The organism is Niallia sp. Sow4_A1 (assembly GCF_052116745.1).
GTDB classification, from domain to species: Bacteria; Bacillota; Bacilli; order Bacillales; family Cytobacillaceae; genus Niallia; species Niallia hominis.
Genome location: NZ_JBQKKM010000021.1, coordinates 41677 through 68064, shown reverse-complemented (window position 1 = coordinate 68064; position 26388 = coordinate 41677). Strand labels below are relative to the sequence as shown.

Annotated in this window: 35 protein-coding genes and 1 pseudogene; 6 read left to right on the top strand and 30 right to left on the bottom strand. The window is 36.4% G+C overall.

The window, feature by feature from the left end:
• Position 1: 1 nt before the first annotated feature.
• The 5 genes and pseudogenes from ACTQ5K_RS13175 to ACTQ5K_RS13155 all read right to left on the bottom strand — a co-directional run bounded on the left by ACTQ5K_RS13175 (position 2) and on the right by ACTQ5K_RS13155 (position 4891).
• Positions 2 to 781 carry an ABC transporter permease gene (locus ACTQ5K_RS13175; RefSeq protein WP_031539609.1) on the bottom strand — a complete coding sequence of 260 codons (780 nt, stop codon included), beginning with the start codon at positions 779 to 781 and terminating at the stop codon, positions 2 to 4.
• Positions 774 to 1691: an ATP-binding cassette domain-containing protein gene (locus tag ACTQ5K_RS13170; RefSeq protein WP_031539606.1), complete on the bottom strand. Its 918-nt coding sequence runs from the start codon at positions 1689 to 1691 to the stop codon at positions 774 to 776. The genes ACTQ5K_RS13175 and ACTQ5K_RS13170 overlap by 8 nt, the downstream gene beginning before the upstream one ends.
• A 314-nt stretch (positions 1692 to 2005) precedes the next feature.
• The gene (locus ACTQ5K_RS13165; RefSeq protein ID WP_031539605.1) at positions 2006 to 2734 is read right to left on the bottom strand and encodes a hypothetical protein; all 729 of its coding nucleotides are present in this window, start codon (positions 2732 to 2734) and stop codon (positions 2006 to 2008) included.
• 389 nt (positions 2735 to 3123) lie between these two features.
• Positions 3124 to 3195, bottom strand: a pseudogene (gene rpsI, locus ACTQ5K_RS13160) (30S ribosomal protein S9); the annotation flags it as partial.
• Positions 3196 to 4657: 1462 nt separating this feature from the next.
• On the bottom strand, positions 4658 to 4891 hold the full coding sequence (locus tag ACTQ5K_RS13155) for a hypothetical protein (protein WP_152115742.1): 234 nt from the start codon (positions 4889 to 4891) through the stop codon (positions 4658 to 4660).
• A 260-nt stretch (positions 4892 to 5151) separates the two neighbouring features.
• Between ACTQ5K_RS13155 and ACTQ5K_RS13150 the strand changes: the two genes are divergently transcribed.
• The 3 genes from ACTQ5K_RS13150 to ACTQ5K_RS13140 all read left to right on the top strand — a co-directional run bounded on the left by ACTQ5K_RS13150 (position 5152) and on the right by ACTQ5K_RS13140 (position 7467).
• A complete protein-coding gene (locus ACTQ5K_RS13150) occupies positions 5152 to 5802 on the top strand; it encodes a hypothetical protein (RefSeq protein WP_152115740.1) in 651 nt (216 codons plus the stop codon).
• 206 nt (positions 5803 to 6008) lie between these two features.
• Positions 6009 to 6569, top strand: coding sequence for an S-Ena type endospore appendage (locus tag ACTQ5K_RS13145; RefSeq protein WP_031540256.1), 561 nt, complete (start codon positions 6009 to 6011; stop codon positions 6567 to 6569).
• Between the two features lie 490 nt (positions 6570 to 7059).
• Positions 7060 to 7467 (top strand): hypothetical protein, encoded by a 408-nt coding sequence (locus ACTQ5K_RS13140; RefSeq protein WP_152115736.1) that lies wholly within the window; start codon positions 7060 to 7062, stop codon positions 7465 to 7467.
• Between the two features lie 663 nt (positions 7468 to 8130).
• Here the strand turns inward: ACTQ5K_RS13140 and ACTQ5K_RS13135 are convergent.
• The 6 genes from ACTQ5K_RS13135 to ACTQ5K_RS13110 form a co-directional block, all read right to left on the bottom strand.
• Positions 8131 to 8415, bottom strand: coding sequence for a hypothetical protein (locus ACTQ5K_RS13135; protein ID WP_031540237.1), 285 nt, complete (start codon positions 8413 to 8415; stop codon positions 8131 to 8133).
• Positions 8416 to 8563: 148 nt separating this feature from the next.
• The gene (locus tag ACTQ5K_RS13130; protein WP_048717877.1) at positions 8564 to 9034 is read right to left on the bottom strand and encodes an ATP-binding protein; all 471 of its coding nucleotides are present in this window, start codon (positions 9032 to 9034) and stop codon (positions 8564 to 8566) included.
• A complete protein-coding gene (locus tag ACTQ5K_RS13125; protein ID WP_031540235.1) occupies positions 9031 to 9441 on the bottom strand; it encodes a hypothetical protein in 411 nt (136 codons plus the stop codon). The genes ACTQ5K_RS13130 and ACTQ5K_RS13125 overlap by 4 nt, the downstream gene beginning before the upstream one ends.
• An 11-nt stretch (positions 9442 to 9452) precedes the next feature.
• Positions 9453 to 10313 carry a hypothetical protein gene (locus tag ACTQ5K_RS13120; RefSeq protein ID WP_051641033.1) on the bottom strand — a complete coding sequence of 287 codons (861 nt, stop codon included), beginning with the start codon at positions 10311 to 10313 and terminating at the stop codon, positions 9453 to 9455.
• A 15-nt stretch (positions 10314 to 10328) separates the two neighbouring features.
• Positions 10329 to 10601 carry a helix-turn-helix domain-containing protein gene (locus ACTQ5K_RS13115; protein ID WP_031540233.1) on the bottom strand — a complete coding sequence of 91 codons (273 nt, stop codon included), beginning with the start codon at positions 10599 to 10601 and terminating at the stop codon, positions 10329 to 10331.
• A gap of 4 nt (positions 10602 to 10605) precedes the next feature.
• On the bottom strand, positions 10606 to 10857 hold the full coding sequence (locus ACTQ5K_RS13110; protein ID WP_031540231.1) for a helix-turn-helix transcriptional regulator: 252 nt from the start codon (positions 10855 to 10857) through the stop codon (positions 10606 to 10608).
• A 134-nt stretch (positions 10858 to 10991) separates the two neighbouring features.
• Here ACTQ5K_RS13110 and ACTQ5K_RS13105 point away from each other — a divergent pair, with 134 nt between their 5' ends.
• Both ACTQ5K_RS13105 and ACTQ5K_RS13100 read left to right on the top strand, forming a co-directional pair.
• Positions 10992 to 11540, top strand: coding sequence for a helix-turn-helix domain-containing protein (locus ACTQ5K_RS13105; protein ID WP_051641032.1), 549 nt, complete (start codon positions 10992 to 10994; stop codon positions 11538 to 11540).
• Positions 11541 to 11553: 13 nt separating this feature from the next.
• On the top strand, positions 11554 to 11991 hold the full coding sequence (locus tag ACTQ5K_RS13100) for an Arm DNA-binding domain-containing protein (protein WP_031540229.1): 438 nt from the start codon (positions 11554 to 11556) through the stop codon (positions 11989 to 11991).
• A gap of 83 nt (positions 11992 to 12074) precedes the next feature.
• Here the strand turns inward: ACTQ5K_RS13100 and ACTQ5K_RS13095 are convergent, their stop codons facing one another.
• Positions 12075 to 13295 (bottom strand): ISL3 family transposase, encoded by a 1221-nt coding sequence (locus ACTQ5K_RS13095; protein WP_081836520.1) that lies wholly within the window; start codon positions 13293 to 13295, stop codon positions 12075 to 12077.
• Between the two features lie 155 nt (positions 13296 to 13450).
• On the opposite strand from ACTQ5K_RS13095, the gene ACTQ5K_RS13090 reads away from it, so the two are divergent.
• Positions 13451 to 14164, top strand: a complete 714-nt coding sequence (locus tag ACTQ5K_RS13090) for a site-specific integrase (RefSeq protein ID WP_053094371.1) — start codon at positions 13451 to 13453, stop codon at positions 14162 to 14164.
• Between the two features lie 118 nt (positions 14165 to 14282).
• Here ACTQ5K_RS13090 and rpsI (ACTQ5K_RS13085) read toward each other — a convergent pair whose 3' ends face one another.
• The 18 genes from rpsI (ACTQ5K_RS13085) to rplR all read right to left on the bottom strand — a co-directional run bounded on the left by rpsI (ACTQ5K_RS13085) (position 14283) and on the right by rplR (position 26356).
• On the bottom strand, positions 14283 to 14675 hold the full coding sequence (rpsI, locus tag ACTQ5K_RS13085) for a 30S ribosomal protein S9 (RefSeq protein WP_016204588.1): 393 nt from the start codon (positions 14673 to 14675) through the stop codon (positions 14283 to 14285).
• Positions 14676 to 14697: 22 nt separating this feature from the next.
• Positions 14698 to 15135: a 50S ribosomal protein L13 gene (rplM, locus tag ACTQ5K_RS13080; protein ID WP_016204587.1), complete on the bottom strand. Its 438-nt coding sequence runs from the start codon at positions 15133 to 15135 to the stop codon at positions 14698 to 14700.
• A 302-nt stretch (positions 15136 to 15437) separates the two neighbouring features.
• On the bottom strand, positions 15438 to 16178 hold the full coding sequence (gene truA / locus ACTQ5K_RS13075; protein ID WP_048717882.1) for a tRNA pseudouridine(38-40) synthase TruA: 741 nt from the start codon (positions 16176 to 16178) through the stop codon (positions 15438 to 15440).
• An 11-nt stretch (positions 16179 to 16189) separates the two neighbouring features.
• A complete protein-coding gene (locus tag ACTQ5K_RS13070; RefSeq protein ID WP_048717883.1) occupies positions 16190 to 16984 on the bottom strand; it encodes an energy-coupling factor transporter transmembrane component T family protein in 795 nt (264 codons plus the stop codon).
• Complete coding sequence (locus ACTQ5K_RS13065; RefSeq protein WP_031540204.1) at positions 16984 to 17856, bottom strand: energy-coupling factor ABC transporter ATP-binding protein; 873 nt, start codon at positions 17854 to 17856, stop codon at positions 16984 to 16986. Before ACTQ5K_RS13065 ends, ACTQ5K_RS13070 begins: the two co-directional genes overlap by 1 nt.
• Positions 17832 to 18671 carry an energy-coupling factor ABC transporter ATP-binding protein gene (locus ACTQ5K_RS13060; RefSeq protein WP_048717885.1) on the bottom strand — a complete coding sequence of 280 codons (840 nt, stop codon included), beginning with the start codon at positions 18669 to 18671 and terminating at the stop codon, positions 17832 to 17834. The genes ACTQ5K_RS13065 and ACTQ5K_RS13060 overlap by 25 nt, the downstream gene beginning before the upstream one ends.
• A gap of 581 nt (positions 18672 to 19252) precedes the next feature.
• Positions 19253 to 19615: a 50S ribosomal protein L17 gene (gene rplQ, locus ACTQ5K_RS13055; RefSeq protein WP_048717887.1), complete on the bottom strand. Its 363-nt coding sequence runs from the start codon at positions 19613 to 19615 to the stop codon at positions 19253 to 19255.
• A gap of 57 nt (positions 19616 to 19672) precedes the next feature.
• A complete protein-coding gene (locus tag ACTQ5K_RS13050; RefSeq protein WP_048717889.1) occupies positions 19673 to 20617 on the bottom strand; it encodes a DNA-directed RNA polymerase subunit alpha in 945 nt (314 codons plus the stop codon).
• A 172-nt stretch (positions 20618 to 20789) separates the two neighbouring features.
• Entirely contained in the window at positions 20790 to 21179 is a 390-nt protein-coding gene (rpsK, locus tag ACTQ5K_RS13045; protein WP_031537916.1) for a 30S ribosomal protein S11, read from the bottom strand.
• Between the two features lie 22 nt (positions 21180 to 21201).
• Entirely contained in the window at positions 21202 to 21567 is a 366-nt protein-coding gene (gene rpsM / locus ACTQ5K_RS13040) for a 30S ribosomal protein S13 (RefSeq protein ID WP_031537915.1), read from the bottom strand.
• 22 nt (positions 21568 to 21589) lie between these two features.
• Positions 21590 to 21703 (bottom strand): 50S ribosomal protein L36, encoded by a 114-nt coding sequence (rpmJ, locus tag ACTQ5K_RS13035; protein ID WP_000868344.1) that lies wholly within the window; start codon positions 21701 to 21703, stop codon positions 21590 to 21592.
• Positions 21704 to 21740: 37 nt separating this feature from the next.
• Positions 21741 to 21959, bottom strand: a complete 219-nt coding sequence (infA, locus tag ACTQ5K_RS13030; protein WP_016204578.1) for a translation initiation factor IF-1 — start codon at positions 21957 to 21959, stop codon at positions 21741 to 21743.
• An 832-nt stretch (positions 21960 to 22791) separates the two neighbouring features.
• Positions 22792 to 23442, bottom strand: a complete 651-nt coding sequence (locus tag ACTQ5K_RS13025; RefSeq protein ID WP_031537914.1) for an adenylate kinase — start codon at positions 23440 to 23442, stop codon at positions 22792 to 22794.
• Positions 23443 to 23503: 61 nt separating this feature from the next.
• Positions 23504 to 24799, bottom strand: coding sequence for a preprotein translocase subunit SecY (gene secY, locus ACTQ5K_RS13020; RefSeq protein WP_441993969.1), 1296 nt, complete (start codon positions 24797 to 24799; stop codon positions 23504 to 23506).
• Positions 24799 to 25239, bottom strand: a complete 441-nt coding sequence (gene rplO, locus ACTQ5K_RS13015) for a 50S ribosomal protein L15 (RefSeq protein WP_031537912.1) — start codon at positions 25237 to 25239, stop codon at positions 24799 to 24801. The genes secY and rplO overlap by 1 nt, the downstream gene beginning before the upstream one ends.
• A 33-nt stretch (positions 25240 to 25272) precedes the next feature.
• Positions 25273 to 25455, bottom strand: coding sequence for a 50S ribosomal protein L30 (gene rpmD / locus ACTQ5K_RS13010; protein WP_031537910.1), 183 nt, complete (start codon positions 25453 to 25455; stop codon positions 25273 to 25275).
• A gap of 13 nt (positions 25456 to 25468) precedes the next feature.
• The gene (gene rpsE, locus ACTQ5K_RS13005; RefSeq protein ID WP_016204573.1) at positions 25469 to 25969 is read right to left on the bottom strand and encodes a 30S ribosomal protein S5; all 501 of its coding nucleotides are present in this window, start codon (positions 25967 to 25969) and stop codon (positions 25469 to 25471) included.
• A 24-nt stretch (positions 25970 to 25993) separates the two neighbouring features.
• Positions 25994 to 26356, bottom strand: a complete 363-nt coding sequence (gene rplR / locus ACTQ5K_RS13000) for a 50S ribosomal protein L18 (RefSeq protein WP_031537909.1) — start codon at positions 26354 to 26356, stop codon at positions 25994 to 25996.
• Between the last annotated feature and the right edge of the window lie 32 nt (positions 26357 to 26388).

Below are 26388 nucleotides of genomic sequence, written 5' to 3'. Positions count from 1 at the left end.
CCTACTTTATGTCTGTTCGATTAAACAGAAGGATACCTATTATGGAGGTTAACACGATCGTGATGATACTAACTAATATCATCTCTGGGTATTTTGCAATATCTACTGGTTTTGCGAAATCGGAGTAAAACAAGAAGGATTCTGTAAACCAGAATGTTAATTGCTTAAAATGCTTGGTTTGCTGAAAAATCCCAGCTCCAAAACCTGTTGCTATCGTATAAAGGAAACTCCAAATTAGAGAAACTGCACTGTTTTTTGTTAAAAAACTAATCATGACATAGATAGATACGTTTGCCAAAATTAGAAAATAAAGTGTAAGGAAAGCTTTTATAGCAAACCAAAGGTAATTGCTAATTTCTGCCACCTCTCCAAAACCAAACACAGCAGAAAAGCCCATTATACCAAATACAGTCATTAAAATGACACCAACAAGGGTAAGCAGTGCAGCAACCGCCAATTTTGTCATATAATAATAGGTCCGACTTCGCCCTAAGGACAATGTATTTCGAATCGTCCCTTTTTGAAATTCTTCCCCAATAAAAAAACAAATAAAAGCACTCATAACGAGTAAAACGGTTAATCCGTTTTTCTCCATCATTAAAATTCCTGTCGCCCCATTGATCACTGTATCTTTAGTTTGATTTAGCTCTGCTCCATAATTCACGGAAATATTACTATTCACTACTTGCAAAATAGGAAGTAAAGATAAAATGCCTAGAACAATCCATAATTTTTTACTTCGAACTAACTTTATTTTTTCAGCTGTTAAGAGATTAAGCATGGATAGTTCCTCCTGTTAATTGTAAAAAATATTCTTCGAGCTTTTGTCTTGTTGTCCCTATTCTCGAAACATTCACATTAGCTAATACAAGCGAACGGTTAATAGAAGCTACTTCCTCTAAACGTTCATAAATATTAATCTCCGTTCCATTTACAACCTCATATTCCTTTATCCCCATTTCATCTAGCACAACAACTGCTTTATGAACCTCGGTTGTTTCTAATTCAATATATTGACGAGTTTCAGAAGCTAATTGCTCTCTTGAAAGCTCACTAATGAGTTTCCCCTTATGCAAAATCCCATAATGGGTAGCAATCTGTGATAGTTCATCAAGCAAATGGGAAGAAAGTAAGACTGTTATCCCTCGATCCTTCACCAAACGTTGTATGATTTCGCGCATCTCCACAATCCCTGATGGATCAAGACCGTTTGTCGGCTCGTCTAAAATTAAGAACTCAGGATTTGTAATCAGAGTCGATGCAATCGCTAAACGCTGGCGCATCCCTAATGAGAAATTCTTAACCTTCTTCTTCCCTGTATCTTCAAGACTCATCAAACGAAGTAAATGATCAATTTCGCGTTCACTTACCCCACCGTTTGCTGCTTGTACTCTCAGATTTTCTCGAGCTGTTAAGTCAGGATAAAGTGCTGGTGTTTCAATCGATTGACCCATTTTTCTTCTTGCATGTTGCAATCCCTTCGTGCTGCTTTCGCCAAATAGCTCAATGTCACCCTCATCAATTGAGATTAACCCCATAACAGTACGCATAAATGTCGATTTTCCCGCACCATTTTCCCCAATTAAACCGTATATCATCCCACGCTTAATTTCGATTGATACTTTATCAAGCGCTTTGTGTTTTCCATATATTTTTGAAACATTCATTGCTTTAAGAATTGTTTCTGTCATAACCATTCTTCCTTTCAATGTTGATTGATATAGAATAAGGGATAGATATAAATAATTTGCCTAGAAAAGTATAAAGAAAGTATAAAGAATGAGAACTAGCTCTAATTACATTGATTTTTAATATGTTTTTCAACACTTTTTTATTTTGCTCCGTTTTGCATTAAAAAAAGCGGACTAATCATTCTAGTCCACTTCTCCATTTAATTTTATACTACATCTGTATCTTTCTTTTTATAAATTATTCCTACCTTGCTTATTCCAATCAAAAAACTAAAATAACCTCTAAGACAAATATATTCAGGAACTTCGTCTCTCTATTTATCATACCTTAATTGAAAAAGCTCGTAATAACGTTCTTTTTCTAATCCTTCATATTCTAAATCAAAGTTAAACAACTCCAATGTTTCTTGATTCATTTCTCCCACATTAAATGGTACATCATGTTCCAGTGCTAGTTTCTTAATCGCAATCGTCTCTTCTAAACCAGTCTTCGTCAACATCGAAAAACGATACACTACTTCTTTTTGGTGACTCGGATAAAACGTCACTTCCCAAACAAACCTCATCTCGTCGGATGTATTAGATAAGCTTGCATAATGAACATAAGGTTCCAAATATACGCTTTCTATTTCATCATAAGGAATGATCTGCCTTTCACCCTTCCAGTTACTTGATACCAATCCCTTTTCTTCATGTACACCTCTATAATCAGAGAACATAAAATAATGGAAACCAATCAAGAAAATAATCGTTCCGATAATAATGGAATTTAATAGCCCTTTTCGCTTTAAATCCGGATAAAGAAATCGAGCACCAAATAGAAAAATCAAAATAACAACAAAGCCCCCGAGAGAAAATTCTCCTAACTTCCCAGACGAAGGTTCATAAAGGACAAATTTTTCATCTATAAATGTCGTTTCTTTTAAATCATCATAGAATATATTCAAATAAATTAGTACAGGGATGATAAAGAAGAAGAAGAGATAGTTGGCTATCCAGCGCTTTCCTTGCTGTTTAAATTTAGCCTTCGAAGTTCTGATCATTTGACCGCAAATATATAGAGGAACACTAATAATTCACAACACGATATTAGCAAAGATAATATCCTGAGGAAAAGCGATTGCACAGAAAAGACCCAATAATAAACTAAAAGCTATAATGACTATCCCAACAAATTTCCTCATGTTATCCCTCCACTTTAACGATAATGGTTATCTTCTTTACACATAGGTACTTACAACCTAAATTCCATTTCTTTTTATACGTCGTACCATATAAATGGTTTCATTTTGTTACATCAACATATTGCGGCAAGTTCCAAAAGTATCTTGAACCATAAATGATAATGCCTAAAATGGGAACAAAAGAAACTTTATTACATAAAAAAAGACCCTCTCCATAAATATGGAAAGAGCCTTTGAAACGCCACAAATTAACGTTTTGAGAACTGAGGTGCACGACGAGCGCCTTTAAGACCGTATTTTTTACGTTCTTTCATATGTGCAGATAATATAAAGAAACACAAAACCAAACAGTTCCTGTCACATCAAGGTTTGTCCACTTTTATTCTCTAAAAGGAAAACAGAATAATATACAATTCTATATGTTTAGTGGTCAGATTGTGGTCAAAGAAACAGGGTGCCTCAAATAAAATGGGGCATCCATTTACGCATATTATTACATCATGCCGCCCATTCATGTTTAAATAAAATATTAAAAAAATAGGATAAAAAAAGACTATATATCAATATTTTGCAAGGATCCAAAACAATAATTTTAAATGGGACATTATCAAGTCGAGGACAAGCTCGAGGACAGAAAAAGCCCTTCCACTATCCAATGAATTAAATATTAGAAAGCTGACGTTGAACATTCTATTGTTCCGAAGAGACTTTGACGAACAGAAGATTAACACCTAAGTAATGTAAAAGGCACGTAGCTCCCTCAAGTATATCTTTAAACACTTCCGATAAAGGTCGCTCTTCTAGTTTAAAGTAAGCAGCATCCCCCTTTCGGTGACTACCGATAAGTTGCGTCATCGCAGTTCTTGCGGATGAGTTCGTGAGCACAGTAAGAACGTAGGCAAACGGGCAATCCCCCCCTCTTGGAGAGCCTGTTTTGTTATAAAATAATCGAATTGAACACCCCCTAGAAAGTAAGTCGATTCCTTCAATACCATCAAATATCACTAGACTTTACAGCTATCTGATCAGGGAAAATGCCACATTCATTGGCCTTTTCCACAATAATCAATTTTATAATTTCTCGATATTTTCCATATTTACAAGATAGAGAAAGGTTATTTGGTATGAACATATTTAGTAATGAATGTTTTTATTTTAAAAAATTCATAAACTAATAGCTGGTTTTCTTTAAGTATTATAATTCACAATAATGAAGTCCATATCCAATAAAGGACTGAGCTTCTCTTTATCATAAAATTTCTATTTTTTGTACTTTTCCGTTCGTCCTAGATGACACCGTCCCAGCCTAACCCAAAGCAAAATCAAAGGTATTGCCTTAGAATTTACGTGTACCTGCATATTAAGTGAAACGTCCTCAAAAACTGGTCTTCGACTGTCTTCATATAGCCACAGCCCTAGCTACATCCTATAGTTACTGGCTCAGAGTTTGAATACCTTCTAACTGCTTCCTTACCTTGTGCATTTTTCCCACAAGGAGAACAGAAAGTAACAAAACCAACTCATTTATATGACAAATCATTTATAAGTTTCCCCCTATTGCGAAAAGAATAATTATTTAATAAAGCTGACTATCAAAATATTCGCCCTTTTTTTGAATGTGGACTATTTGTCCATTCATATCATTTCCTATTACCATATGATACTACTGAAAGGTGGTGTTACTTATGAGTTTTACCAATAGCGATAGCTATGGATTATGTAAGGGGTGCTTTAAACAACAAAGGTTTTGCACATGTAAAGACTCCTACCATTCGGACACAGTTAACCAAGAAGTAACCGAACATTGTGACCAAACATTCTCTGAGCATAATCCACAATGCCAATCCATTGGGGAACAAGAACAGCAACAACTACAACAACAGGGTGGGCTTGAACAGGCACAAGGGCCTCAGAATCAAGAACAAATCCAAGAAGGGCAAAGTCAAGGGCCTCAAACGCAAGAACAACAACAAGGCGACCAAACCCAAGGAAATCAAACTCAAGGGCCTCAAACACAAAGCCAAAATGAGATACAAGAGCAAACGCAAATCCAGGACCAAACCGAAGACCAGGACCAAACTCAAGGACCTCAGTTACAAGCCCAAAGACATGGCGATCAAACTATGGAAAATAACCAGACCATTTCAACCCCGGTGGACGTGGATGGAGTCAATGTGAATGTTCAGTGTGGAGACTGTAAGCCTACTATAATTTTTCCAGATGACTTCTTTGAGAAAAATAAGAAGAAAAAGGATCACAATCAAAGGGGGGACGACATGGAAAATTGCAAATGTAAGGAAAATAAATGTCCAAAAGATTGTGATTGCTGTGTCCAAAATCTTGCAGACCTATTAAGAAAAGTACAAAATTTCCAAACTACTTTAACAAATCCAGCAAATCGAGCAATCGACATATATTTCAGCACAGTGAACGGATTGCCGAATCCATCTGAAGGACAAGTCATTTCAGATATAGTGGATTGTTCAGTCCTTAGGTTTAGACCTGCTGACCAGATTACGATTGTTCCGAATACAGCCGTACAATTATGTGATGTTGCAGGTATATGCGCGACAGATACAGATGCTACTCCTGAAATTTCCAATGTTTATGAATTTCTCCTCCAACAGGCTTATGAAGACACTGAAGATTGTTCCTACCAAAAAAGGAAGAAACCATGTAATTGTCCTTGCTGTGCTTCAGGTATTGGAGAAGAGTTAAGGTGTACAGCCAACTTCGGACTTCTCCTTGATGTTTATCTCAAGGGGCAGACCACAGCACTTCCTCTTTATGTGCTTACGGTAAAAGACTGCCTTGCTTACTTTGTAAACGATATTACTGATCTAGACTCGATTTGTGTCTTCTCACTATGTGCCATAAGTGGATTTACCGTTGTTAGTCAAACATTGGGCACAATAGATAGTGCCTAGAATTTATGCACTAACATGCTGCATTAAAAATCAATTATCTATCAGAAGATTTTAAGGCACGAATATTACTACTAACACCTAATCAGCCTTTTTCTTTCCCTCCAAAAATGGATGTTTGTATTAGTTGATTAACCTATACGCAAAAAACCTAGAAGCATATATTATTATTGAATTTAGAAACTTAATCTCAAGGAGGAAGTAATTTGATGATATATCATTCAGAAGGTAAACATTGCGGCTGTAAAGAACAGGAAGAGTGCACTTGCAAAAGAAGAATGGGAAATCATCCGAAGATGAATCATCATGGATATGATCATCATGGATATGAAAAATGTGAAATGCCTAAAAAAAATTGGTACGAAGAGAAAGAGCCTTGCCCAGACCGTGTAAAAGGATTCAATTTGTGCAAACAAAGAAATGAATTAAGGTGCTTTAAACATTGCGAGCCAATTTCCCAGCCATGTGATGCATTATTCTATAACTATTTTACCAGCAGGACTAATTTTGAATTTAGCGGGTTAGTTGTGATTAAAAATACAGGGAATCCAACTAGCGGCTGTTCTATGCAGATCCGTGTTACAGATAGAGCAGGCACTGCAATTGTTGCAACAGTTAGCGCTGGAGCATCAGTTCCAATCTTTGTTGAAGGGTTAACTTCGCTTGATATTGCTTGTCTTCCAAATGAACCAGAGCTTCCTGTACCAGCAACTTGCAGTGGCGAAGTCATCTTTGACCTTGAATACTGTGCGACAAGACTTTGTCTATAAGTAATGAACTTTGACAAAATAATTCATCAGTGTGAAGAATCCCTCTTAATGTTCATAATTAACTAAGAAATGATCCCACAAGAATTTAGTTAATCCCCTCCAATGTATTTTTCTTTAATATTTTTAAAGAAGAATCCCTGTTTATTATTTATGAGGAATTTCTGAAAAAAAGCATAGCTAATTTTGAACTAAATTTGTATTGTAGGTGAATTAACCAATATAAACACCCAAAAATGGGTGTTTATATTGGTTAATCAGCCCATGCCAAGAAACCCAATATACATATATTGATAGTATCTTTCAAGAATATGGGGAGGAAGCTTTTGTATGTTTTTTATAAATAGATCCTGTGGGTGTAGGGGCTTCCAACGATGCAATCAATGTCATAGAAGCGTTGGGGGCCCAAAAATATACATTAACGAAAGTATATGTACTGGAAAGTCAAAATCCGTGTTTAAACTTAAACACAGTGAAAAGGGAAAACATTATTTTGAGCATCATGGAAAGCATCATTGCAGATCGGATGACTGTGAAAAAGACAAGTGCAAATGCGATGACTGTGAAAAACACAAGTGTAAATGCGTTGACTGTGAAAAACACAAGTGCAAATGCGAGGATTGCGGGAAAAACAAGTGCAAATGCGAGGATTGCGGGAAAAACAAGTGCAAATGCGAGGATTGCTGGAAAGACAAGTGCAAATGCGTTGATTGTGAAAAACACAAGTGCAAATGCGAGGATTGCGGGAAAGACAAGTGCAAATGCGTTGATTGTGAAAAACACAAGTGCAAATGCGAGGATTGCGGGAAAGACAAGTGCAAATGCGTTGATTGTGAAAAACACAAGTGCAAATGGGATGGTTGTGAAGAATTTAATGGTGATTCCAATATTTTCGAAATGATGCTAGGTGAATCTGATGATATTCCCAAAGACAATTGTAATGATGATCATAAACTCTGCCCAGAAGAAATCAAAGGATTTGATTTCTGCAGAAAGGAAGAAGAACTAAGATGCTTTAAACATTGCGGCCCTATCTCACAACCCTGCGATTGTAATTATTACAACCATTTTACCAGCCGTTCGAACCTTGATTTTAGCGGGTTGATTGTGATAAAGAACACAGGCAATTCGGCTAGCGGCTGTTCCATGGAAGTCCGCGTCACTGATATTGCAGGTTCAGCAATAGTCGCTACAGTCAGTCCTGGAGCATCCGTCCCAATCTTTGTCGAATGTTTAAGATCACTTGATATTGCATGTTTTAAAAATGAATCAGTAACAGAAACGTGCAGCGGTGAAGTCATCTTTGACCTTGAATACTGTACCACAAGATATGTTTCACATCGCTATAAATGATGGGTTCCTATAGACTGAAAGCTTTCTTAATATATTTTGTTGGAAAACATGTAAAGAAAATCATCCCATTCACATTACTATAACGTACACCATAATGAAATTGAGTAGGAGGGGGTGACTAACCCCCGACCTCCCACACTCCTGTACGTCTCGTTCGAACTGTTCTATGAAATATCACCCTTATATCTATTTTGGGCTGATTTTGGATTTGTTATGGTTTCCATGTAACTGTATTCATAGTGCTTACTAAATCCTCCAACGTATCGCCCTCCCCTCTGAAAGTGATTTCTATTTCATCATTCTTTAACTGGATTAGCGTTTTATTTAACGTATCTAACAATTTGTCCGACGGGACATCTGAAAAGTCTCTATTTTCAAGTTCCTTTTTCATGCGCTCAACTTGCCGTCCTAATAATTCGATACGGGCTTTTTTTGTCATATAAAATTGCTCCTGTAACGATTCAATTTCAACTGCCTTCATATTTTCTATTTCCATGAGATGTTCCTTTGACCACGCAATAAGCGTTGACTTCGATACGTTAAGTTCCTTGGCAATTTTACTAAAGCTGATCCCTTTCGCTCTTAATTAAATAAACTTTTGCCTTGTTTTGTTGTCCTTCATTCTCAATCCCTCCACGAAATAATTATTTTATCCGAAGTTTTTTTCGGTAATCTTCTGTAAATAAGTCAATGAATTTTGTATTATCGTATAGACGGCTAAAGACTCTTTCTCCTACGACCATAGGTAAGTCTTGATCCGTCAAATTACTCGTGTAGATTGTCGGTTTACCACTCCGACTTTCTACTATTTCAAAAATTATACTCTTTCTCCAATCATCATTTCCTCCCGATGCTTCCGCACCCAAGTCATCCAAAATCAATAAATCTAGCTTTTTTAAATCCTTAAAGATATTTTCTTCTGTTATGATAGATGCTTTGTTATACGTAGATTTAATTTTTGAAAGTAATTGTCCTGTGGTTAAAAACCCAACTATAAAACCTTTTTCTTTTAGCGTTCTGGCAATAGCTACACACAAATGTGTTTTTCCTGTTCCCGGATTGCCTTGAATTAAAAGGTTGTAGCGATCTTGTTCGGAAGCTAAAAATGTTTTCACATAGGAAATTGCCCTTTGTTTTGCAACAGTAGTAACGGGATTAGTTCATGGTAATCCTTAAAACCTGAACCCTTTAATTTTTCGGGGAGAAGAAAATAGTCGTTCATAAGCCTTTCAGATATGAGCTGACTTTGCTCCTTTAAACCTTTTTCCATAGAAAGATTAAGCATATCCCTATCCCTACATCTACAACATTTGAATGTTTCACCTAACTGCTTCCAACTGTCATTATTATTTAGGCGGTAAACCAAAGCGGATGCACTTTCTTGTCCACACTGCGGGCATACAAGTTTTTTAAGAAAATCCGCTTCTAGCTCATGCCCTTCTAATTCTGGCATGAGTCTAAAAACAGCCTTTTTGTAAATGTTATTCTCATCCTCAGGTAGAAAGCTACTCGCAACTCTCATAGTTTAACCTCCTAAAATGGGAGTTCATCTTCCCATTCTTTCATTTTCTCAAATTCATCTTTTGTAATTGGTTTTGGTTCTTCCCAATGACTAGGGCGATCTAATGAAAAATGCTGTTGGCTCTTTTTCCTTATTACATTTCTGCTTGTTTGAATTTTCAGAACCAATTGATCATACTGTTTTCTTAATTTTGATGGAGAAAGTATATTTGTCTTCCAAAAGGAATCTTGCTGACACCAATCAATCACGGTGGATATTTCTTCTGGTAAACGATTGTCCCTTTCTATCATTAAACGAAAGTCATCCGACCATTTTTGAAGATTTGGTTCTTTAAATCCCGGATTATTTTCCCTAATGTTATTTAAAAGTCTTAATGCTAATTGATACGGTATGCTTTTTTCGTCGTAAGTTTTTGACTTGCGACAATAAGAATCTTTTACTTCTTTATCATTCTTTAATTTTTTATCATTCTTGTTAGTTGTTAGTCGATTGTTAATTGATTGTTGGCCGCCTGTTAAGTTGCTTGTTAATCCATCTCCATTATTCTGATAATCCTCCCAATTATTAATGGTTATAAGCCTATTTTTGTTTGTTGATTCATTTGTTAGAAAACCGAATTTTTCAAACCGCTTTATTGCAGTTCTTACGTTTTGAATTGAAATCCCCTTACCGCATTTTTCAACAATGGATTCCAAGCTTGTAATTACCTGGCCAGCGGTAACGTTATAAGGTTCCCCTTGCCATTCCCATTGTTTTTCTTGATGATTAACCATCAAAAGAAGTGTTATTAGAATGGTTTTTTGTTCCGGTGTGGATTCTATCCAAATAGGCTTATGCAATAAATCCCGATAAAGCTTAACCCATCCTAACATCACACTTCACCCGCTTCAGCCAGAATTATTTCGCAACCATTTCTGTACATCCCAGCGATTTAAACGAATGATTTGCCCTCTTTGAAAAAAAGGAATTTCTTTGCTTGAAATCATGTTTCGAATTGTGGGTACACTGACCTTTAAATAATCGGCAGCTTCTTTTATGGTTAATATTTGATCATGCCCGTTTTCTTCTTGTAATTCCATTAGAAGCTCCTGTAATGCATTTTTTAAATCTGTCCGATTTATGATTAGCGTTTCTTCTGGGAATTCTAGCTTTATATTCATTTATTTATCCCCCTTTTTCAACTTGAGTACAAAGATCCTCTACTTCTTTATTTAGGTTTTCAGCAATCTGTTTGATTGTAGAAAACCGTACCTTTTTTTTAGTCCCCTTTTCGATTTCACCAATGGTTTTTCTATTTACACCAGATACATCAGCCAATTTAGTGATTGTCCACCCCATTTCCGCTCGAGCAAGTTTAATTTTTTTACTGTCAATTTTCAGGTGATGCTCTTGTTTTATTAGTTTTGTACATTTCATCTTTTAAACATCTCCTAATTACTCATATTGGGTACAAATAAACAATATCATCCCGTTTTGAGAAATTCAAGTTGATATTTGTATTCATTATGTGTAATATTGATTTGTAATTACTCATTGGAGGTTGATAAATTATGTTTGGAGAACGAATTAGAACGTTACGAAGGGAAAAGAATATGACTTTAAGAGACTTAGCCGACAAGTTGAATATTCCCTTTACTACATTAGGAAATTACGAGCGGGAAGACCGGGAACCGAATGTTTCAACCTTTTTAGCATTGGCTGATTTCTTCGATGTAAGCGTCGATTATTTAACCGGAAAACAAGACATAAGAACATCAGATCAATATGGTTTCCAAAGGGATTTTAGCCTGCTTGAAGATCTACTGAAACAAGCTACTCCTGATATTAGGAAAAAAGCAGAAGACATCATTAACCAGTTGACTATAATCATTGGGGATGAACTAGAAGCAACAGATGTAAGAGAAACATCTAAAACATTTGAGCATCTATTCCAAGTTGTGGATTTTATTTTTAGTATGAAAATGGGATTTAAGTATAATTACGGGCAAGACCCTTCAACACCTTATGAATGTATAAAACTATATCTAGAGCACAAACCCACATTAGATATGAACTTAAATAACTTATGTGAAATTTACGCTAATAAGAAAAACGGTTAAATGAGGTGAAAAAATGGCATCATTTCAAAAATACACAACCAAACAAGGTCAAATGTGGTTATTTAAGACGGACACTGGAATTAATCCCGAAACAGGAAAAAGACAAACTACAACCCGAAGGGGCTTTAAAACCAAAAAAGAAGCACAAATAGCTGCTGCCAAGCTTGAACAAGAAATAGCGAGCGGAAGATCAATAAAGAATGACAACCTGACTTTTCAGAATGTATACGATCAATGGTTTTCCAATCATTCGAAAACGATTAAATTAAGCACAAAGAAAGCCATTGAATCCAAATTCAATAGGCATATATTGCCCCGCTTCAGCAAATTGAAAATAAAAGAAATAACAAGACCATATTGCCAAAAAATGATCAATGAAATCGCTCAATTAATTAAATCGGTAAATGACATAAAAATAGGTTCTAAGTCAATTGTTGGGGTAAAATACTAGGCTACCGCGCTTAAGCTTGGTGGCATTTGTATGTTTGGAAGGTCTTAGACCCTCCAAACATACAAATGTTCATTCTCTAGTTTTTATCCAACATGTATTCCAATTCCCTTAAATTGATGTGTTAATAATATCTTGGCACGAAAGCGCTCAAAACTTCTAAATCCAAATGCGTTTCGTTTGATTACTTTGGTGGAATTGTTAATCCCCTCAAGAAAACCATTTGAGTAATTGTACACAAAGCTGTTGAGTATCTCCGTCTGCCAATTCTTGAATGTCTTTATTACATCAGACATCTCTAAAATACCTTCGGTTTTAAATCTTATTAAAAGTTGTTCGAGTTCATATTTGACCTTCTTAATTTGTGTGCTTCCAATTTCTTTAGCCCTTGTAAACCATGCTCGAAAGGCTTCTTTCAGTTCATAGGCCTGCTTTAATTCTTCCGACATAGATAGATATCTCTCTAGAAGCCAACGTTCTTCATTATTTAACTTATCTTTTGCTTTATGAAAGACATGTTTCATTCTCTTACACTTCTTACGATCATACGCATGAAAGTTTTGTTGGACACGTCGCCTAACCTTATCTAATGCCCAATAAATATATCGACAAAAATGAAACCTGTCCGCTACAATAACTGGTTTACCCAGAGCTTCTTGTACAGCTGCTTTAAAGGATGGACTCATATCCATGATTACGATTTGTACTTGCGCTCCATGTTTTTGAAGGTACCGTTTAATCGTTTTTTTATACCGATTTGGAAGAATGTCAATTGGTTCTCTTGTGATTCCATTAGCTATAATTAATTGATATTTCCCTTCCTTGGTATCGCCTTTGTACTCATCAATAGCTATCACTTTTGGCAGCTCTGTGACCGGATGAATTGCTTCTTTGGCTATTTGATCGAAACGACGAACAACTGTTGTTGGGGATGTTCCATAAACTTCTGCCGTCTCTTTATATGTTTTTCCTTTTATTGCTTTGATTGCAATTGCCTGGTTCCATTCGATCGTACTACGCTGATAACACTCTACAAACGTGTTCATTTCAGAGAATCGCTTTCCGCAAGCACAAACATATCTTCTTCTTTTATAGAACAACAGCGTTTTTCGTTCAAACCACTTCAAATGTTTGATTTTTTGAATGCGATAATCATGAATTCGATTGGTTTGACTGCCACACTTTGGACAACAGTGCGGTTTACGCTCCATCTCTACATAAACATGAATATATTCTCCTACTTCTTCTACGTTTTTTACCAGCACATCTTTTAATCCTGGAATAGAAATGTTAAAATTCATATACACGCATCTCCATTTCTTTACTTGTTTCTCGACAATTCAAGTATAAAAGAATTGGATGTATGCGTGTATTTTTTTGCATACAAATTGTAGGACAACCCCAACAAATATTATAGAGCCTAAAAATACAGGCTAACCAAGTATTCAAATATGCTTTAAAAATGGAGATTATTGAAAGGAATCCATTAGAGCATGTCACCATACCAAGACAGCAAAATGAAATTATTAATGAGGATAATGAAACGGATGAGCGGAATTATTGGAAAAAGGATGAGATACGTAATTTCCTTTCAATAACGAAACATGAATTAGATTTTCGAGATCATGTACTTTTTCATCTGTTAATCTATACCGGTGCACGCAAGGGAGAAATTTTAGCCCTTACATGGGATGATATTGATTTCGAAGCTGGCTCCATACGGTTAAACAAAACGTTATTTCATCATGATGGTAAATTCATCTTCCAAACGTCCAAAACAAGGGAATCTAAGCGTTTAATTAGCTTGGATCCTCTAACCCTCTCTCTGCTTAATAAATGGCGTATAAAGCAAAATGAAGCTTATTTAGCCGGGAAAGGTTATTTGAATAATAACAAGGTGGTTTTTGACAGGGATGATGGCTCTCCGATGCGGTTAGCCTATCCAAACGAAAAGCTGGCCGCTTTAATCAAAAAACATAACCTACACAAAATTACAATACATGGTTTACGTCATACTCATGCTTCCCTTTTATTCGAAGCAGGAGCCAGTATAAAAGAGGTTCAGGAGCGGTTAGGCCACTCTGATATACAAATGACGATGAACATCTATACACACGTAACAGATACGCTAAAAGAGCAAACTGCACAAAAGTTTCAAAGATATATTGAGTTATGAGATGTGGTCAGATGTGGTCAAAAATATTTTCGTGGTCAAAGTGTGGTCAAAAGCACTTTTCAGACATAAAAAAAGACCCTCTCCATAAATATGGAAAGAGCCTTTGAAACGCCACAAATTAACGTTTTGAGAACTGAGGTGCACGACGAGCGCCTTTAAGACCGTATTTTTTACGTTCTTTCATACGAGCGTCACGAGTTAATAATCCTGCACGCTTTAATGTTGGACGGTATTCAGGATCCACTTGAAGTAAAGCACGAGCGATACCATGACGGATAGCGCCAGCTTGACCAGTATAACCTCCACCGTTAACATTTACTAAAATATTGTAGCTTCCAGTAGTTTCAGTAGCTACTAATGGTTGTTTAACAACTTCGCGTAAAGCTGCAAACGGGATATAACTTTCGATTTCACGACCATTGATGATGATTTGTCCGTCACCTGGAACTAAACGTACACGAGCAACAGAGCTTTTACGACGACCAGTACCGATATATTGAACCTGTGCCATTTGTTTTACCTCCCTTAATTAATTATCCACGAAGTTCGTAAACTTCTGGTTGTTGAGCTTGGTGCGGATGTTCGCTACCAGCATATACATGTAATTTTCTATACATTTGACGACCAAGAGAATTCTTTGGAAGCATACCTTTGATTGCAAGTTCTAACATTTGCTCTGGATAGTTAGTACGCATTTCTAAAGCTGTTCTTTGTTTTAATCCACCTGGGTGCATAGAGTGACGGTAGTAAATTTTGTCAGTTAATTTTTTACCAGTCAATTCGATTTTTGAAGCATTTAAAAGAATAACATGATCACCAGTATCCACATGAGGTGTGAAAGTTGGTTTATGTTTACCACGTAGAATTGATGCTACTTCACTAGCAAGACGACCTAAAGTTTTGCCTTCAGCATCAATCACGTACCATTTACGATCAACAGTGTTTGAATTAGCCATAAACGTTGTACGCATGAGTTTCCCTCCTGAAATGTTTAATTATAATTTTTTTAAATTACGAATGTTCTGTTCTTACGTCTATATGTTCACACAATTAAGTTCCGGGGCTTAATGTGGGATTAAAATACATACCATATTATGATATATCCTAGACTAGTATATGTCAAGGGAATGTTACACCAGGTTTAGTTGTTATGAGAAAAAAATTATCTTTCTATTTATTTTCACTTACTAAATAATGATTTTTACATATAAATAAGCTATTTTGGCATTCCAACTTCATAGAAATTATAATTGTGGCTGGACATATACGGCATTCATTCATACATTACTTTCCAAAGATACAATCCATTCGCAGAAGCGGTTTTCCCGGCCGCTTTTCTATCCTTTTTCTCAATAATCACAGGGATATCCTGTGGGGATTTCTTTCCTCTTCCAACATCTAGTAATGTTCCAACCATAATGCGCACCATATTATAAAGGAACCCATTCCCTCGGAAGGAAAATATTAGCATATTTTCTTCCTCTATTAACTTTACCCCAGTTACAGTTCTTACTTTTCTTTCTTTATCTGTCTTAGCAGAGCAGAAACTAGTAAAATCATATTCTCCAATAAAATAGGTAAGTGCCTCTCTCATTGCCTCTACATTTAGAGAATATGGATAATAATAGGCATAATGGCGTTTAAATGGATCTCTCCGCTCCCCTAATTGAATAAAGTAACGGTATTCTTTTGCTGTTACATTATATCTTGCATGAAAGGCTTCAGACACTCTCACAGCATCAGCAACTACTATATCATGGGGCAACAAGGTATTTAGTGCAATAGGCCATTTTTCTGCTGGAATATCAAGCGAGCTATCAAAATGAATGACTTGTCCCTTCGCATGAACACCAGCATCTGTCCTACCTGATGCCTGAATCTTTATCTCTAACCCTTTATGAAGCTTTCTTAAAGCCTTTTCGATTTCACCTTGCACCGTTCGATCCTTTGGTTGAATCTGAAAACCACTATAATTTGAACCATCATAGCTTATTGTACATTTGTATCGTTGCATCTTATTCTCCACTATGTTCTTAATAAAAACAGCAAAGCTGTTACTAGAATCAAAATAATAATCATGATTGTATCGATTGGATTCCATACTAATTGACGATACTTTGTTCTTCCTTCTCCACCTTGATAACCGCGTGCTTCCATCGCAATAGCGAGCTCCTCCGCCCGTTTAAAGGAGTTAACAAATAAAGGAATCAATAAAGGAATAATTGCTTGAATCCGGCTTTTAATAGAACCACTCGAAAATTCTACTCCTCTTGCCATCTGAGCCTTCATAATTTTCTCTGTTTCATCCATTAAAGTTGGAATGAATCGCAAAGAAATAGACATCATAAGTGCCAATTCATGAACTGGAAATTTCACTTTCTTTAACGGCCCTAACAGTGTTTCAATTGCATCTGTTAACTCAATTGGTGTAGTTGTTAACGTAAGCAAGGATGTCATAATAATAAGCAGGAAGAATCGAATCGAAATCAGAATTCCCATTCTCACTCCTTCTTCATAAATGGTAATCCATCCCCATTCAAACAATAGCTCTCCATTCTTCGTGAAAAATAAATGCAAGATAAACGTAAAGATAATTAGCCAAAAAATGGGTCTTAATCCTAAATAAATATACTTTATCGGTACATTAGATATAGCTACTAACGTACCTACATATATAATTAATAAAGAATAGCTCCAAATATTGTTAGCTAAAAACACAATGCAAATAAATAGAAAAACAAGCAGTAATTTTGAACGGGGGTCCATTCTATGCAATAGCGAATCAACGGGAATAAAACGGCCAATAATCATTTTTCCCATTAACTACTCCCTACTTTCTTTTTTAAATACACTGCCAGCTCTTCTGTGAAGTCTTCCATCTTTAAATGTACTTGTCCCATTTTTATTCCAAATTTTTCTTCTATTTTTTTTTGAAATCGAACCACCTCAGGCTCATTCAACCCAATAGTGGCCAAATCTTCTGCATCCCTAAATATCTCAAGCGGAGTTCCCTGGCGATGAACTTTCCCTTTATTCATAATAACAATTTGATCAGCATAATGTGCTGCATCTTCCATACTATGCGTAACTAAAATGGTCGTTAAATTTCGCTCCTTATGAAGCTTGTAAAACATATCCATTATTTCTCGTCTGCCTCTTGGATCTAAACCAGCTGTCGGCTCATCTAAAACAAGTACATCCGGCTCCATTGCTAAAACACCCGCAATGGCAATTCTTCTCATCTGACCACCAGATAAATCAAAAGGAGACTTTAGGAGGAACTCTTTTGATAATCCCACTTCTCCTAATGCCTTTTCTGCTCTTTTCTTTGCCTCCGACTCTGAAATCCCAAAATTAAGAGGACCAAAACAAATATCCTTTTCAACCGTTTCTTCAAACAGCTGCTGTTCTGGAAACTGAAAAACAATACCTACTTTTTGCCGTATACTCCGCAGGTTCTTGTGCTTTTGTCCACCTTCAATTTTACGGTCACCTATTACGACCGTTCCTTTAGTTGGTGTTATAAGAGCATTAAGATGCTGTAAAATAGTCGATTTGCCAGATCCAGTGTGGCCAATAATTGCTACATAGCTTCCTGATGGAATGTCAAAGTTTACATCCTCTATCGCTAAACGTTCAAACGGCGAATTTTCCTGGTAACGATACTCTACTTTTTGAAGTGAGATGTCCATATGCCTGTCACCAACTCTTCTTCTGTTAAATATACTTCTTCTAATGAAATCCCCTTGTTCATTAAACTTTCTCTTAATTTAATTGTAAAAGGGATGTCTAAACCAATATCTACAAGTTCCTTCTGAAGCTTAAAAATTTCTTTAGGACTTCCTTCTTTATACACTTTCCCCTTATTCATTACGATGATACGGTCTGCTTTAGCAGCCTCATCTAAATCATGGGTAATGGAGATAATCGTCATATTTTCCTTTTGTAAATCTCTCATGATTTCAAAAACTTCTTCTCTTCCTTGCGGATCAAGCATAGAGGTAGCCTCATCTAATATAATAATTTCAGGTTTCAATGCAATAATTCCTGCAATAGCGACTCTCTGCTTTTGTCCACCAGATAGATGATGTGGCTCTTGATCAAGAAAAGATAACATCTTAACTTTTTCTAAAGAACTTTCTACTCTTGTTACCATCTCATTCCTTGGAACTGCGTTATTTTCTAAACCAAAAGCCACATCATCCTTAACCGTTGTACCAACAAACTGGTTATCGGGATTCTGGAATACCATTCCAACCTTTTTTCTAATATCCCACACAGAATCTTCCGTTATCGGAATACTATCTATTATAATTGAACCTTCATTAGAGAATTGTAATCCATTTAATAACTTAGCTAGCGTAGACTTACCGGAACCATTATGCCCAACTATAGCAACCCATTCCCCCCTATTAACATGAAAAGAAACATGATCAAGGGCGTTCTCTAATTGCTCCTCATATTTAAAGGATACATCTTCTACCTTTACTAAAATCTTTTGGTCCATTACAACCCCACCATTTACTTACTAGATATTATCGATAATATAATATATAAAACCTTTATAATCAAAGTACAAATTGTTACATAAAATGAAACTTACATCAGTGGGCAGTTCCTACAGCCTCACTGATGATTAGTTGAAGCAATCGTACCTAAACGGACAGTAGATTTCCCACCTATCTTTCACGAAATTTCATAAGCAAGAGGTGATACTCTCACTAACCATAAACCATAGATAATAAAAAAATAAACTCGCCAATTGGGCGAGCTTTGAATTGGTTTAACATAAGATTATTTGTATAATCTTTGATATCCTATTTCTATGCTTGTTAAAATATATCTTATGGTATTCCACTTCTTAGCACCCTGCAGTCCTAATTAAAAATGAAAAAAGCCCGCACCTCATTCGAACGATGAATCGAAAGAAGAGGCGCACGAGCTAGACGAGTCATTAATAAAAATAAATGCTCATCGTAACACTCTATTTTGGCTTGATCAAAAAGCGAGAATTAAAGAAAAAGGGCACTTGAACAAGTTTCATAACATTATAAACTGTCCCGCACCCTAAGTTTCTTTTAAATCCTATTACACTAACTCGATAATTACCATTGGTGCTCCGTCTCCACGACGAGGTCCCATTTTCATGATACGAGTGTAACCACCTTGACGATCAGTATAACGAGCAGCAACATCACTGAACAATTTTTGTACAGCATCTTGTTTTGTTTCAGCGTTAGCTACCTCGTGACGTACATAAGCAGCTGCTTGGCGACGTGCATGTAGATCTCCACGTTTACCAAGTGTAATCATTTTTTCTACAACAGAACGAAGTTCTTTTGCACGAGCTTCAGTTGTTTCAATGCGCTCATTGATGATTAAGTCTGTAGTTAAGTCACGTAACATTGCTTTACGTTGTGCGCTTGTGCGTCCTAACTTTCTGTAACCCATGTGAGATTCCCTCCTTTTGTTAAAGTACAAGCTTTATAGACATAGTCAAGAGACTAATCAGTCATCTTTTCTTAAGCCTAATCCAAGCTCTTCTAATTTATGTTTTACTTCTTCTAGAGATTTTCTACCTAAGTTTCGAACTTTCATCATATCTTCTTCCGTCTTATTTGCTAATTCTTGTACGGTATTAATACCAGCACGCTTTAAGCAGTTATAAGAACGAACAGAAAGATCTAATTCTTCGATTGTCATCTCAAGAACTTTTTCTTTTTGATCTTCTTCTTTTTCTACCATAATCTCAGCATTTTGTGCTTCATCAGTTAAACCAACAAAGATATTTAAATGCTCAGTTAAAATCTTTGCACCAAGTGCAACAGCATCTTGAGGACCTGTACTACCGTCAGTCCAAACGTCAAAAGTTAACTTATCATAATTAGTCATTTGACCAACACGAGTATTCTCTACTTGATAAGAAACACGAGATACTGGTGTAAAGATAGAGTCAATAGGAATTACACCAATAGGCTGATCTTCACGCTTATTTTGCTCAGCTGGTGTGTACCCACGACCACGCTTTGCTGTTAAACGCATACGGAAGTTTCCGTTGCTGCCTAAAGTTGCGATATGAAGATCTGGATTTAAGATCTCTACATCACTATCATGTGTAATATCTGCTGCTGTAACTACTCCTGCACCTTGCATATCAATCTCTAAAGTTTTTTCATCATCAGAGTATATTTTCAATGCTAGTTTTTTGATATTTAATATGATAGCTGTAACATCTTCTACGACGCCTTCAATTGTTGAGAACTCATGAAGTACCCCATCAATTTGAATGGATGTGACAGCGGCACCTGGCAGTGAGGATAGTAGAATACGACGTAAGGAGTTACCCAAAGTAGTACCATATCCACGCTCAAGTGGCTCGACGACGAATTTACCATACTTGGCATCATCGTTGATCTCAACCGTTTCGATTTTTGGTTTTTCTATTTCGATCATCAAGATATACCCTCCTTCAAAACGTCGAAACCCCGGTAAGCTTTACCGAAATTCCCCATGTTTACGTTCCCGCTTGTGCACAACAACTGGGTTAGTTAATAAATCTGTACGGGTTCTAAAAGTTTTAGTCATATCCCATTATAGACAAGGATACAAAATTTATACAGAAAAATTAAACTCGGCGACGTTTAGGTGGTCGGCAACCGTTATGAGGAACTGGAGTTACGTCTCTAATTGCTGTAACTTCTAGTCCTGCAGCTTGAAGAGCACGAATTGCAGCCTCACGACCTGCACCTGGTCCTTTAACTGTTACTTCTAAAGTTTTCATACCGTGTTCCATTGATGCTTTAGCAGCAGTTTCAGCAGCCATTTGTGCAGCAAATGGAGTAGATTTACGAGAACCTCTGAATCCAAGTGCACCTGCGCTTGACCATGAAAGAGCATTTCCATGAACGTCTGTAATAGTTACGATAGTATTATTGAAAGTAGAACGAATATGAGCTACACCAGCTTCAATATTCTTTTTAACACGACGTTTACGTGTATTAGTTTTACGTGCCATTATATTGTACCTCCTTTACCGATTATTTTTTCTTATTAGCTACAGTCTTACGAGGACCTTTGCGTGTACGAGCGTTGTTTTTCGTGTTTTGTCCGCGAACTGGTAAGCCACGACGGTGACGAAGACCACGGTAACAACCAATTTCCATTAGACGCTTAATGTTTAGAGAAATCTCACGACGTAGATCCCCTTCTACTTTTAAACGGTCGATAATATCACGAATTTTGTTTAATTCATCTTCTGTTAAATCACGAACGCGTGTATCTTCAGAAACACCTGCTTCTGCTAATACTTGTTGTGCAGTATTTTTTCCAATACCGTAAATGTATGTTAAAGATATTACTACACGTTTTTCACGTGGAATATCCACACCAGCAATACGTGCCATCTATATGCGCACCTCCTTGTTATTAACCTTGTTTTTGTTTGTGTTTAGGGTTTTCACAGATAACCATAACTTTACCACGTCTGCGGATAACTTTACATTTTTCGCAGATTGGTTTAACAGATGGTCTAACTTTCATTATCCTAACCTCCTTGATAGTACGGAGTGCAATCAGATTATTTAAAGCGGTAAGTAATTCTTCCGCGAGTTAAGTCATATGGAGATAACTCAACCGTTACTTTATCACCAGGTAAAATACGGATGAAATGCATGCGGATTTTACCAGAAACGTGAGCCAATACAGTATGACCATTTTCTAATTCTACCTTAAACATGGCGTTCGGCAAAGTTTCAGTGATTGTGCCTTCAATTTCGATTACATCGTCTTTAGCCATCGAATATCTCTCCTTTCCATAAAAAATACGAGATCCATCTTAACTAATATAGCAAAGTGTAGCTCTTCTTGTCACACGATCGTGCACATTAAACTACTCTGAACTGCTCCTATAATATAATAAAACTGCATTAAACTGCAACTAATTGATTATATCATAAGAATAGGCACTTCGTCCGCTATTAATTATAAAAAAATATATTTATAGGGAAGAAATAATAATAAGTTTAATGCTACCAACTAAACTTAGCTTTGGTAGATCATTCATTAATAGAAAAGAAATGATCTTTCCTTTGATTTACGAACATTCTATCAACAGCTTGTGTCTTATCGTATAGAAGTAAGCATGCAACGTATAGACAATTCCAAGAAAAATAAATCACCTTCAAAAGTCTAGCCTTAAATCTTCCACTACATACTTGTTTTCACTTGAAAAGCCACATAGATTTCGTATTTAAAGGATTTCGTAGAGCGTTCGACAACTTGCACACCTGGTCTAATACCAATCGTCATAATAGAAAGAATAATAGTTACATTACCTTCTTCACTACTAGATAAAAAAGCAATTTAAGCGGAGTTACCATGAAATCCAAAATACTCTGCACCAATTATCTAAATTGATTAATCTTTTAACGAAGATAAACATGTCAAAATAACACGGTTATGCTTTTTTTGTTACAGATATAACCATGAAAATTATTATACCTTTTGAAAAAAGGAAATGCATCATGTTTAGGAATAAACTCCTCAGCCATTTCATCCCAATTCTTCTATTTATTATCTCTGATTCATTTCCATGCTAGATAACAGATTAGTCAAAGCAAAAGTCACTTTTATTTTAAAGTACTTAGTAGTGCATCAAGATCTACGAAAACTTTATTAATATCTTGTTGACCATTAATGTTACGAAGATAGCCTTTTGACTCATAGAAATCAAGTAATGGTTTAGATTGCTTAATATTAACTTCTAAGCGATTTTTAACAGTTGCTTCATTATCATCAGCACGTTGGTATAATTCGCCGCCACAACGATCACAAGTATCTGGCTTAGATGGCGGATTAAATACTAAATGATAGGTTGCACCACAGCTTTTACAAATGCGGCGTCCTGTTAAACGCTCCATTAAGATCTCTTTATCCACTTGAACATTGATACAAAAGTCTAATTTCTTATTTAAATCAGACAAAATATTTTCTAAAGCTTCTGCTTGAGGAACAGTACGAGGAAAACCATCTAAAAGAAAGCCTTTTTCACAGTCATCCTTGCTAAGTCTTTCGCGAACAATACCGATTGTAACTTCATCAGGTACAAGTTCACCTTTATCCATAAAAGATTTTGCCTTAAGTCCAAGTTCTGTTTCGTCTTTCATAGCCGCACGGAACATGTCGCCAGTTGAGATATGAGGGATGTCATATTTCTCGACAATCTTCTCAGCTTGAGTACCTTTACCTGCGCCAGGGAGCCCCATTAAGACTAAATTCATGCGTATTCCCCCTCAAGTTCTCTTACATAAAATTCAAGGGACAAACGTCCCCTAAATTATACTATTTAATAAAACCTTTATAGTGTCGTTTAACTAGTTGAGATTCTAATTGCTTCATTGTCTCCAATGCAACCCCAACCACAATTATAATACTTGTTCCACCGATCTGTGCAGATTGTGGAAGTCCTGCAATATTAATAAAAAATACAGGTAGTATAGCAATAATGGCTAAGAATAGAGCTCCAACTAATGTTAAACGAGATAGAACACGTGACAAATATTCTTGCGTACTTTTACCAGGACGAATACCTGGGATATATCCACCTTGTTTCTTCAGGTTTTCAGAAACTTGTTCTGGGTTCACCTGAATGAAAGCATAGAAATAAGTAAACGCAATAATTAACACTGTATATATAATCATTCCTATTGGATGAGTATAATCAAATACTCTTTGTATCAAGGAAGTAACGTCATTTTGCGGTAAGAACGATGCAATTGTTCTTGGAGTTACCAAGAAGGAAACTGCAAAGATAACTGGAATAACACCAGCAGAGTTTACTTTCAACGGTAAATGTGTTGATTGTCCGCCTGCGCTGCTATTACCATTTACCATTCTTTTTGCATATTGAATCGGTATCTTTCTAAGAGCTTGCTGGATAAAAATTACCCCAACTACAATTGCAACGACAGCTATAATAATTAAAGCTAGCTTTACAATATTGAGAAATAATTGATCACCTGGATTGTCAAACTGCTGTGCATAGATTTGATTAGCCATTGAAGGAATTCCTGCAGCAATACCAGCAAAAATGATAATAGATATACCATTTCCAACACCTTTAGAAGTAATTAGTTCACCTAACCACATTAAAAAGGCAGTTCCTGCTGTTAATACAATAGAAATAACTAGATAGGATGCAAATCCAGGTTTTGTAATCAGTGCACCACCTGCAAGATTATTAAAACCATATGACATACCAAAGCCTTGGATAAGAGCTAGAACGATTGTAAAGTAACGCGTAAATTGTGTCAGCTTTCTACGCCCAGCCTCACCCTGCTTTGACCATTCCGTAAATTTTGGAACAACATCCATTTGTAATAAGCTTACAATAATGGATGCTGTAATATATGGCATGATCCCCATTGCAAGAATAGAAAAGTTTTTAAGTGCCCCACCACCGAAAGTATTTAAAATTCCGAAGGCACTGAAAGCATCTTGTGCTTTTAAGAAGTCTGCATTTACATAAGGTACAGGAATAAAAGTACCTAAACGAAATATAATCAACATTAATAGGGTGAATATGATTTTTCGTCTTATTTCACCCACGCGCATAAAATTGGAGATTGTCTTAAACATCAGATCACCTCTGTTTGACCGCCGGCAGCTTCAATAGCTTCCTTAGCAGCAGAGGAGAATTTGTGAGCTTTAACAGTAAGCTTTTTCTCTACGTTGCCTTTTGCAAGAATTTTAATTCCTGCTCTCTCGTTACTAACAACTCCTGTTTCGATAAGAAGTTCTGGAGTTACTTCAGTTCCATCTTCAAAACGATTTAGAGTATCTAAATTAACAATAGCGTATTCTTTACGGTTGATATTAGTAAAACCACGTTTTGGTAAACGACGGAATAAAGGAGTTTGACCACCTTCGAATCCTGGTCTTACACCCCCACCTGAACGTGCATTTTGACCTTTATGACCTTTACCAGCAGTTTTACCATTACCTGAACCGATACCGCGCCCTTTGCGTTTGCGTTCTTGACGAGAACCTTCTGCAGGTTTTAATTCATGAAGTTTCATTTTGGCACCTCCTTATTTGAAGAAGAATGATTTTTAATTTTCTGATACAGTTACAAGATGTGATACTTTATTGATCATACCGCGAATAGCAGCATTATCTTGTTGAACAACTGTTTGATTTACTTTACGTAATCCTAAAGCTTTAACTGTTTCGCGTTGGTCTTGCGGACGACCAATTACGCTTTTAGTGAGGGTAATTTCCAGTTTGTTTGCCATCTAATTTCCCTCCTTATCCTAACAGTTCTTCTACTGATTTTCCACGTAACTTTGCTACGTCTTCAGCACGTTTTAATTGTTTTAAACCGTCTAAAGTAGCACGAACCATGTTAATTGGTGTGTTTGTACCTAATGACTTAGATAAGATATCAGCTACACCAGCTAGTTCAAGCACAGCACGTACTGGACCACCAGCGATAACCCCAGTACCTTCTGAAGCAGGCTTTAATAGGATTTCACCAGCTCCGAAATGTCCGATAATTTCGTGTGGAATTGTTGTACCAACCATTGGTACTTCAATAAGATTTTTCTTCGCATCTTCAACCGCTTTGCGAATAGCATCTGGTACTTCTTGAGCTTTACCAGTACCAAAACCAACGTTACCATTTTTGTCCCCAACTACTACTAGAGCAGAGAAACGAAAACGACGTCCACCTTTAACAACTTTCGCTACACGGTTAACTGTAACTACGCGTTCTTCAAGTTCAAGTTTGTTTGGATCAATACGACGCATCTTTTTATGTCCCTCCTTTGTCTATTAAAATTCTAGGCCGTTCTCACGAGCAGCATCAGCTAAAGCTTTAACGCGACCATGATATAAATATCCTCCGCGGTCAAATACTACTGATTTAATTCCTTTTTCTACTGCACGTTTCGCTACTAATTCACCGATCTTAACTGCAGCTTCTAAATTACCAGTAGATTCAAGGTTAAGCTCTTTATCTAATGAAGATGCACTTGCGATTGTTACACCTTTAACATCATCAATTAGTTGAGCGTAAATGTGTTTGTTTGAACGGAACACATTTAAACGAGGACGAGCTTCAGTTCCGCTAAGTTTAGAACGCACACGTGCGTGTCTTTTTCTACGGACTTGATTTTTATCAGCCTTCGTAATCATTTAGGTCACTCCTTTCGTTTACCTATGCGGCA

Bases quoted from the DNA above. Each gene is read 5' to 3' on its own strand.
- rplO (WP_031537912.1), bottom strand. From the start codon at position 25,239: ATGAAACTTCATGAATTAAAACCTGCAGAAGGTTCTCGTCAAGAACGC.
- ACTQ5K_RS13050 (WP_048717889.1), bottom strand. From the start codon at position 20,617: ATGATCGAAATAGAAAAACCAAAAATCGAAACGGTTGAGATCAACGAT.
- rpsE (WP_016204573.1), bottom strand. From the start codon at position 25,969: ATGCGTCGTATTGATCCAAACAAACTTGAACTTGAAGAACGCGTAGTT.
- ACTQ5K_RS13165 (WP_031539605.1), bottom strand. From the start codon at position 2,734: ATGATCAGAACTTCGAAGGCTAAATTTAAACAGCAAGGAAAGCGCTGG.
- rplM (WP_016204587.1), bottom strand. From the start codon at position 15,135: ATGCGTACAACGTTTATGGCTAATTCAAACACTGTTGATCGTAAATGG.
- ACTQ5K_RS13110 (WP_031540231.1), bottom strand. From the start codon at position 10,857: ATGAAATGTACAAAACTAATAAAACAAGAGCATCACCTGAAAATTGAC.
- ACTQ5K_RS13115 (WP_031540233.1), bottom strand. From the start codon at position 10,601: ATGAATATAAAGCTAGAATTCCCAGAAGAAACGCTAATCATAAATCGG.
- rpsI (WP_016204588.1), bottom strand. From the start codon at position 14,675: ATGGCACAGGTTCAATATATCGGTACTGGTCGTCGTAAAAGCTCTGTT.
- infA (WP_016204578.1), bottom strand. From the start codon at position 21,959: ATGGCTAAAGACGATGTAATCGAAATTGAAGGCACAATCACTGAAACT.
- ACTQ5K_RS13090 (WP_053094371.1), top strand. From the start codon at position 13,451: ATGGAGATTATTGAAAGGAATCCATTAGAGCATGTCACCATACCAAGA.
- ACTQ5K_RS13105 (WP_051641032.1), top strand. From the start codon at position 10,992: ATGTTTGGAGAACGAATTAGAACGTTACGAAGGGAAAAGAATATGACT.
- ACTQ5K_RS13135 (WP_031540237.1), bottom strand. From the start codon at position 8,415: ATGGAAATAGAAAATATGAAGGCAGTTGAAATTGAATCGTTACAGGAG.
- ACTQ5K_RS13060 (WP_048717885.1), bottom strand. From the start codon at position 18,671: ATGGACCAAAAGATTTTAGTAAAGGTAGAAGATGTATCCTTTAAATAT.
- secY (WP_441993969.1), bottom strand. From the start codon at position 24,799: ATGTTTAAGACAATCTCCAATTTTATGCGCGTGGGTGAAATAAGACGA.
- ACTQ5K_RS13025 (WP_031537914.1), bottom strand. From the start codon at position 23,442: ATGAATTTAGTCTTAATGGGGCTCCCTGGCGCAGGTAAAGGTACTCAA.
- rpsK (WP_031537916.1), bottom strand. From the start codon at position 21,179: ATGGCACGTAAAACTAATACACGTAAACGTCGTGTTAAAAAGAATATT.
- rpmJ (WP_000868344.1), bottom strand. From the start codon at position 21,703: ATGAAAGTTAGACCATCTGTTAAACCAATCTGCGAAAAATGTAAAGTT.
- ACTQ5K_RS13070 (WP_048717883.1), bottom strand. From the start codon at position 16,984: ATGGGAAAAATGATTATTGGCCGTTTTATTCCCGTTGATTCGCTATTG.
- rpsM (WP_031537915.1), bottom strand. From the start codon at position 21,567: ATGGCACGTATTGCTGGTGTGGATATTCCACGTGAAAAACGTGTAGTA.
- rplR (WP_031537909.1), bottom strand. From the start codon at position 26,356: ATGATTACGAAGGCTGATAAAAATCAAGTCCGTAGAAAAAGACACGCA.
- ACTQ5K_RS13150 (WP_152115740.1), top strand. From the start codon at position 5,152: ATGGAAAATTGCAAATGTAAGGAAAATAAATGTCCAAAAGATTGTGAT.
- ACTQ5K_RS13170 (WP_031539606.1), bottom strand. From the start codon at position 1,691: ATGACAGAAACAATTCTTAAAGCAATGAATGTTTCAAAAATATATGGA.
- ACTQ5K_RS13065 (WP_031540204.1), bottom strand. From the start codon at position 17,856: ATGGACATCTCACTTCAAAAAGTAGAGTATCGTTACCAGGAAAATTCG.
- rpmD (WP_031537910.1), bottom strand. From the start codon at position 25,455: ATGGCAAACAAACTGGAAATTACCCTCACTAAAAGCGTAATTGGTCGT.
- ACTQ5K_RS13175 (WP_031539609.1), bottom strand. From the start codon at position 781: ATGCTTAATCTCTTAACAGCTGAAAAAATAAAGTTAGTTCGAAGTAAA.
- ACTQ5K_RS13120 (WP_051641033.1), bottom strand. From the start codon at position 10,313: ATGTTAGGATGGGTTAAGCTTTATCGGGATTTATTGCATAAGCCTATT.
- ACTQ5K_RS13125 (WP_031540235.1), bottom strand. From the start codon at position 9,441: ATGAGAGTTGCGAGTAGCTTTCTACCTGAGGATGAGAATAACATTTAC.
- truA (WP_048717882.1), bottom strand. From the start codon at position 16,178: ATGCAACGATACAAATGTACAATAAGCTATGATGGTTCAAATTATAGT.
- ACTQ5K_RS13145 (WP_031540256.1), top strand. From the start codon at position 6,009: ATGATATATCATTCAGAAGGTAAACATTGCGGCTGTAAAGAACAGGAA.
- ACTQ5K_RS13100 (WP_031540229.1), top strand. From the start codon at position 11,554: ATGGCATCATTTCAAAAATACACAACCAAACAAGGTCAAATGTGGTTA.
- rplQ (WP_048717887.1), bottom strand. From the start codon at position 19,615: ATGGGTTACAGAAAGTTAGGACGCACAAGCGCACAACGTAAAGCAATG.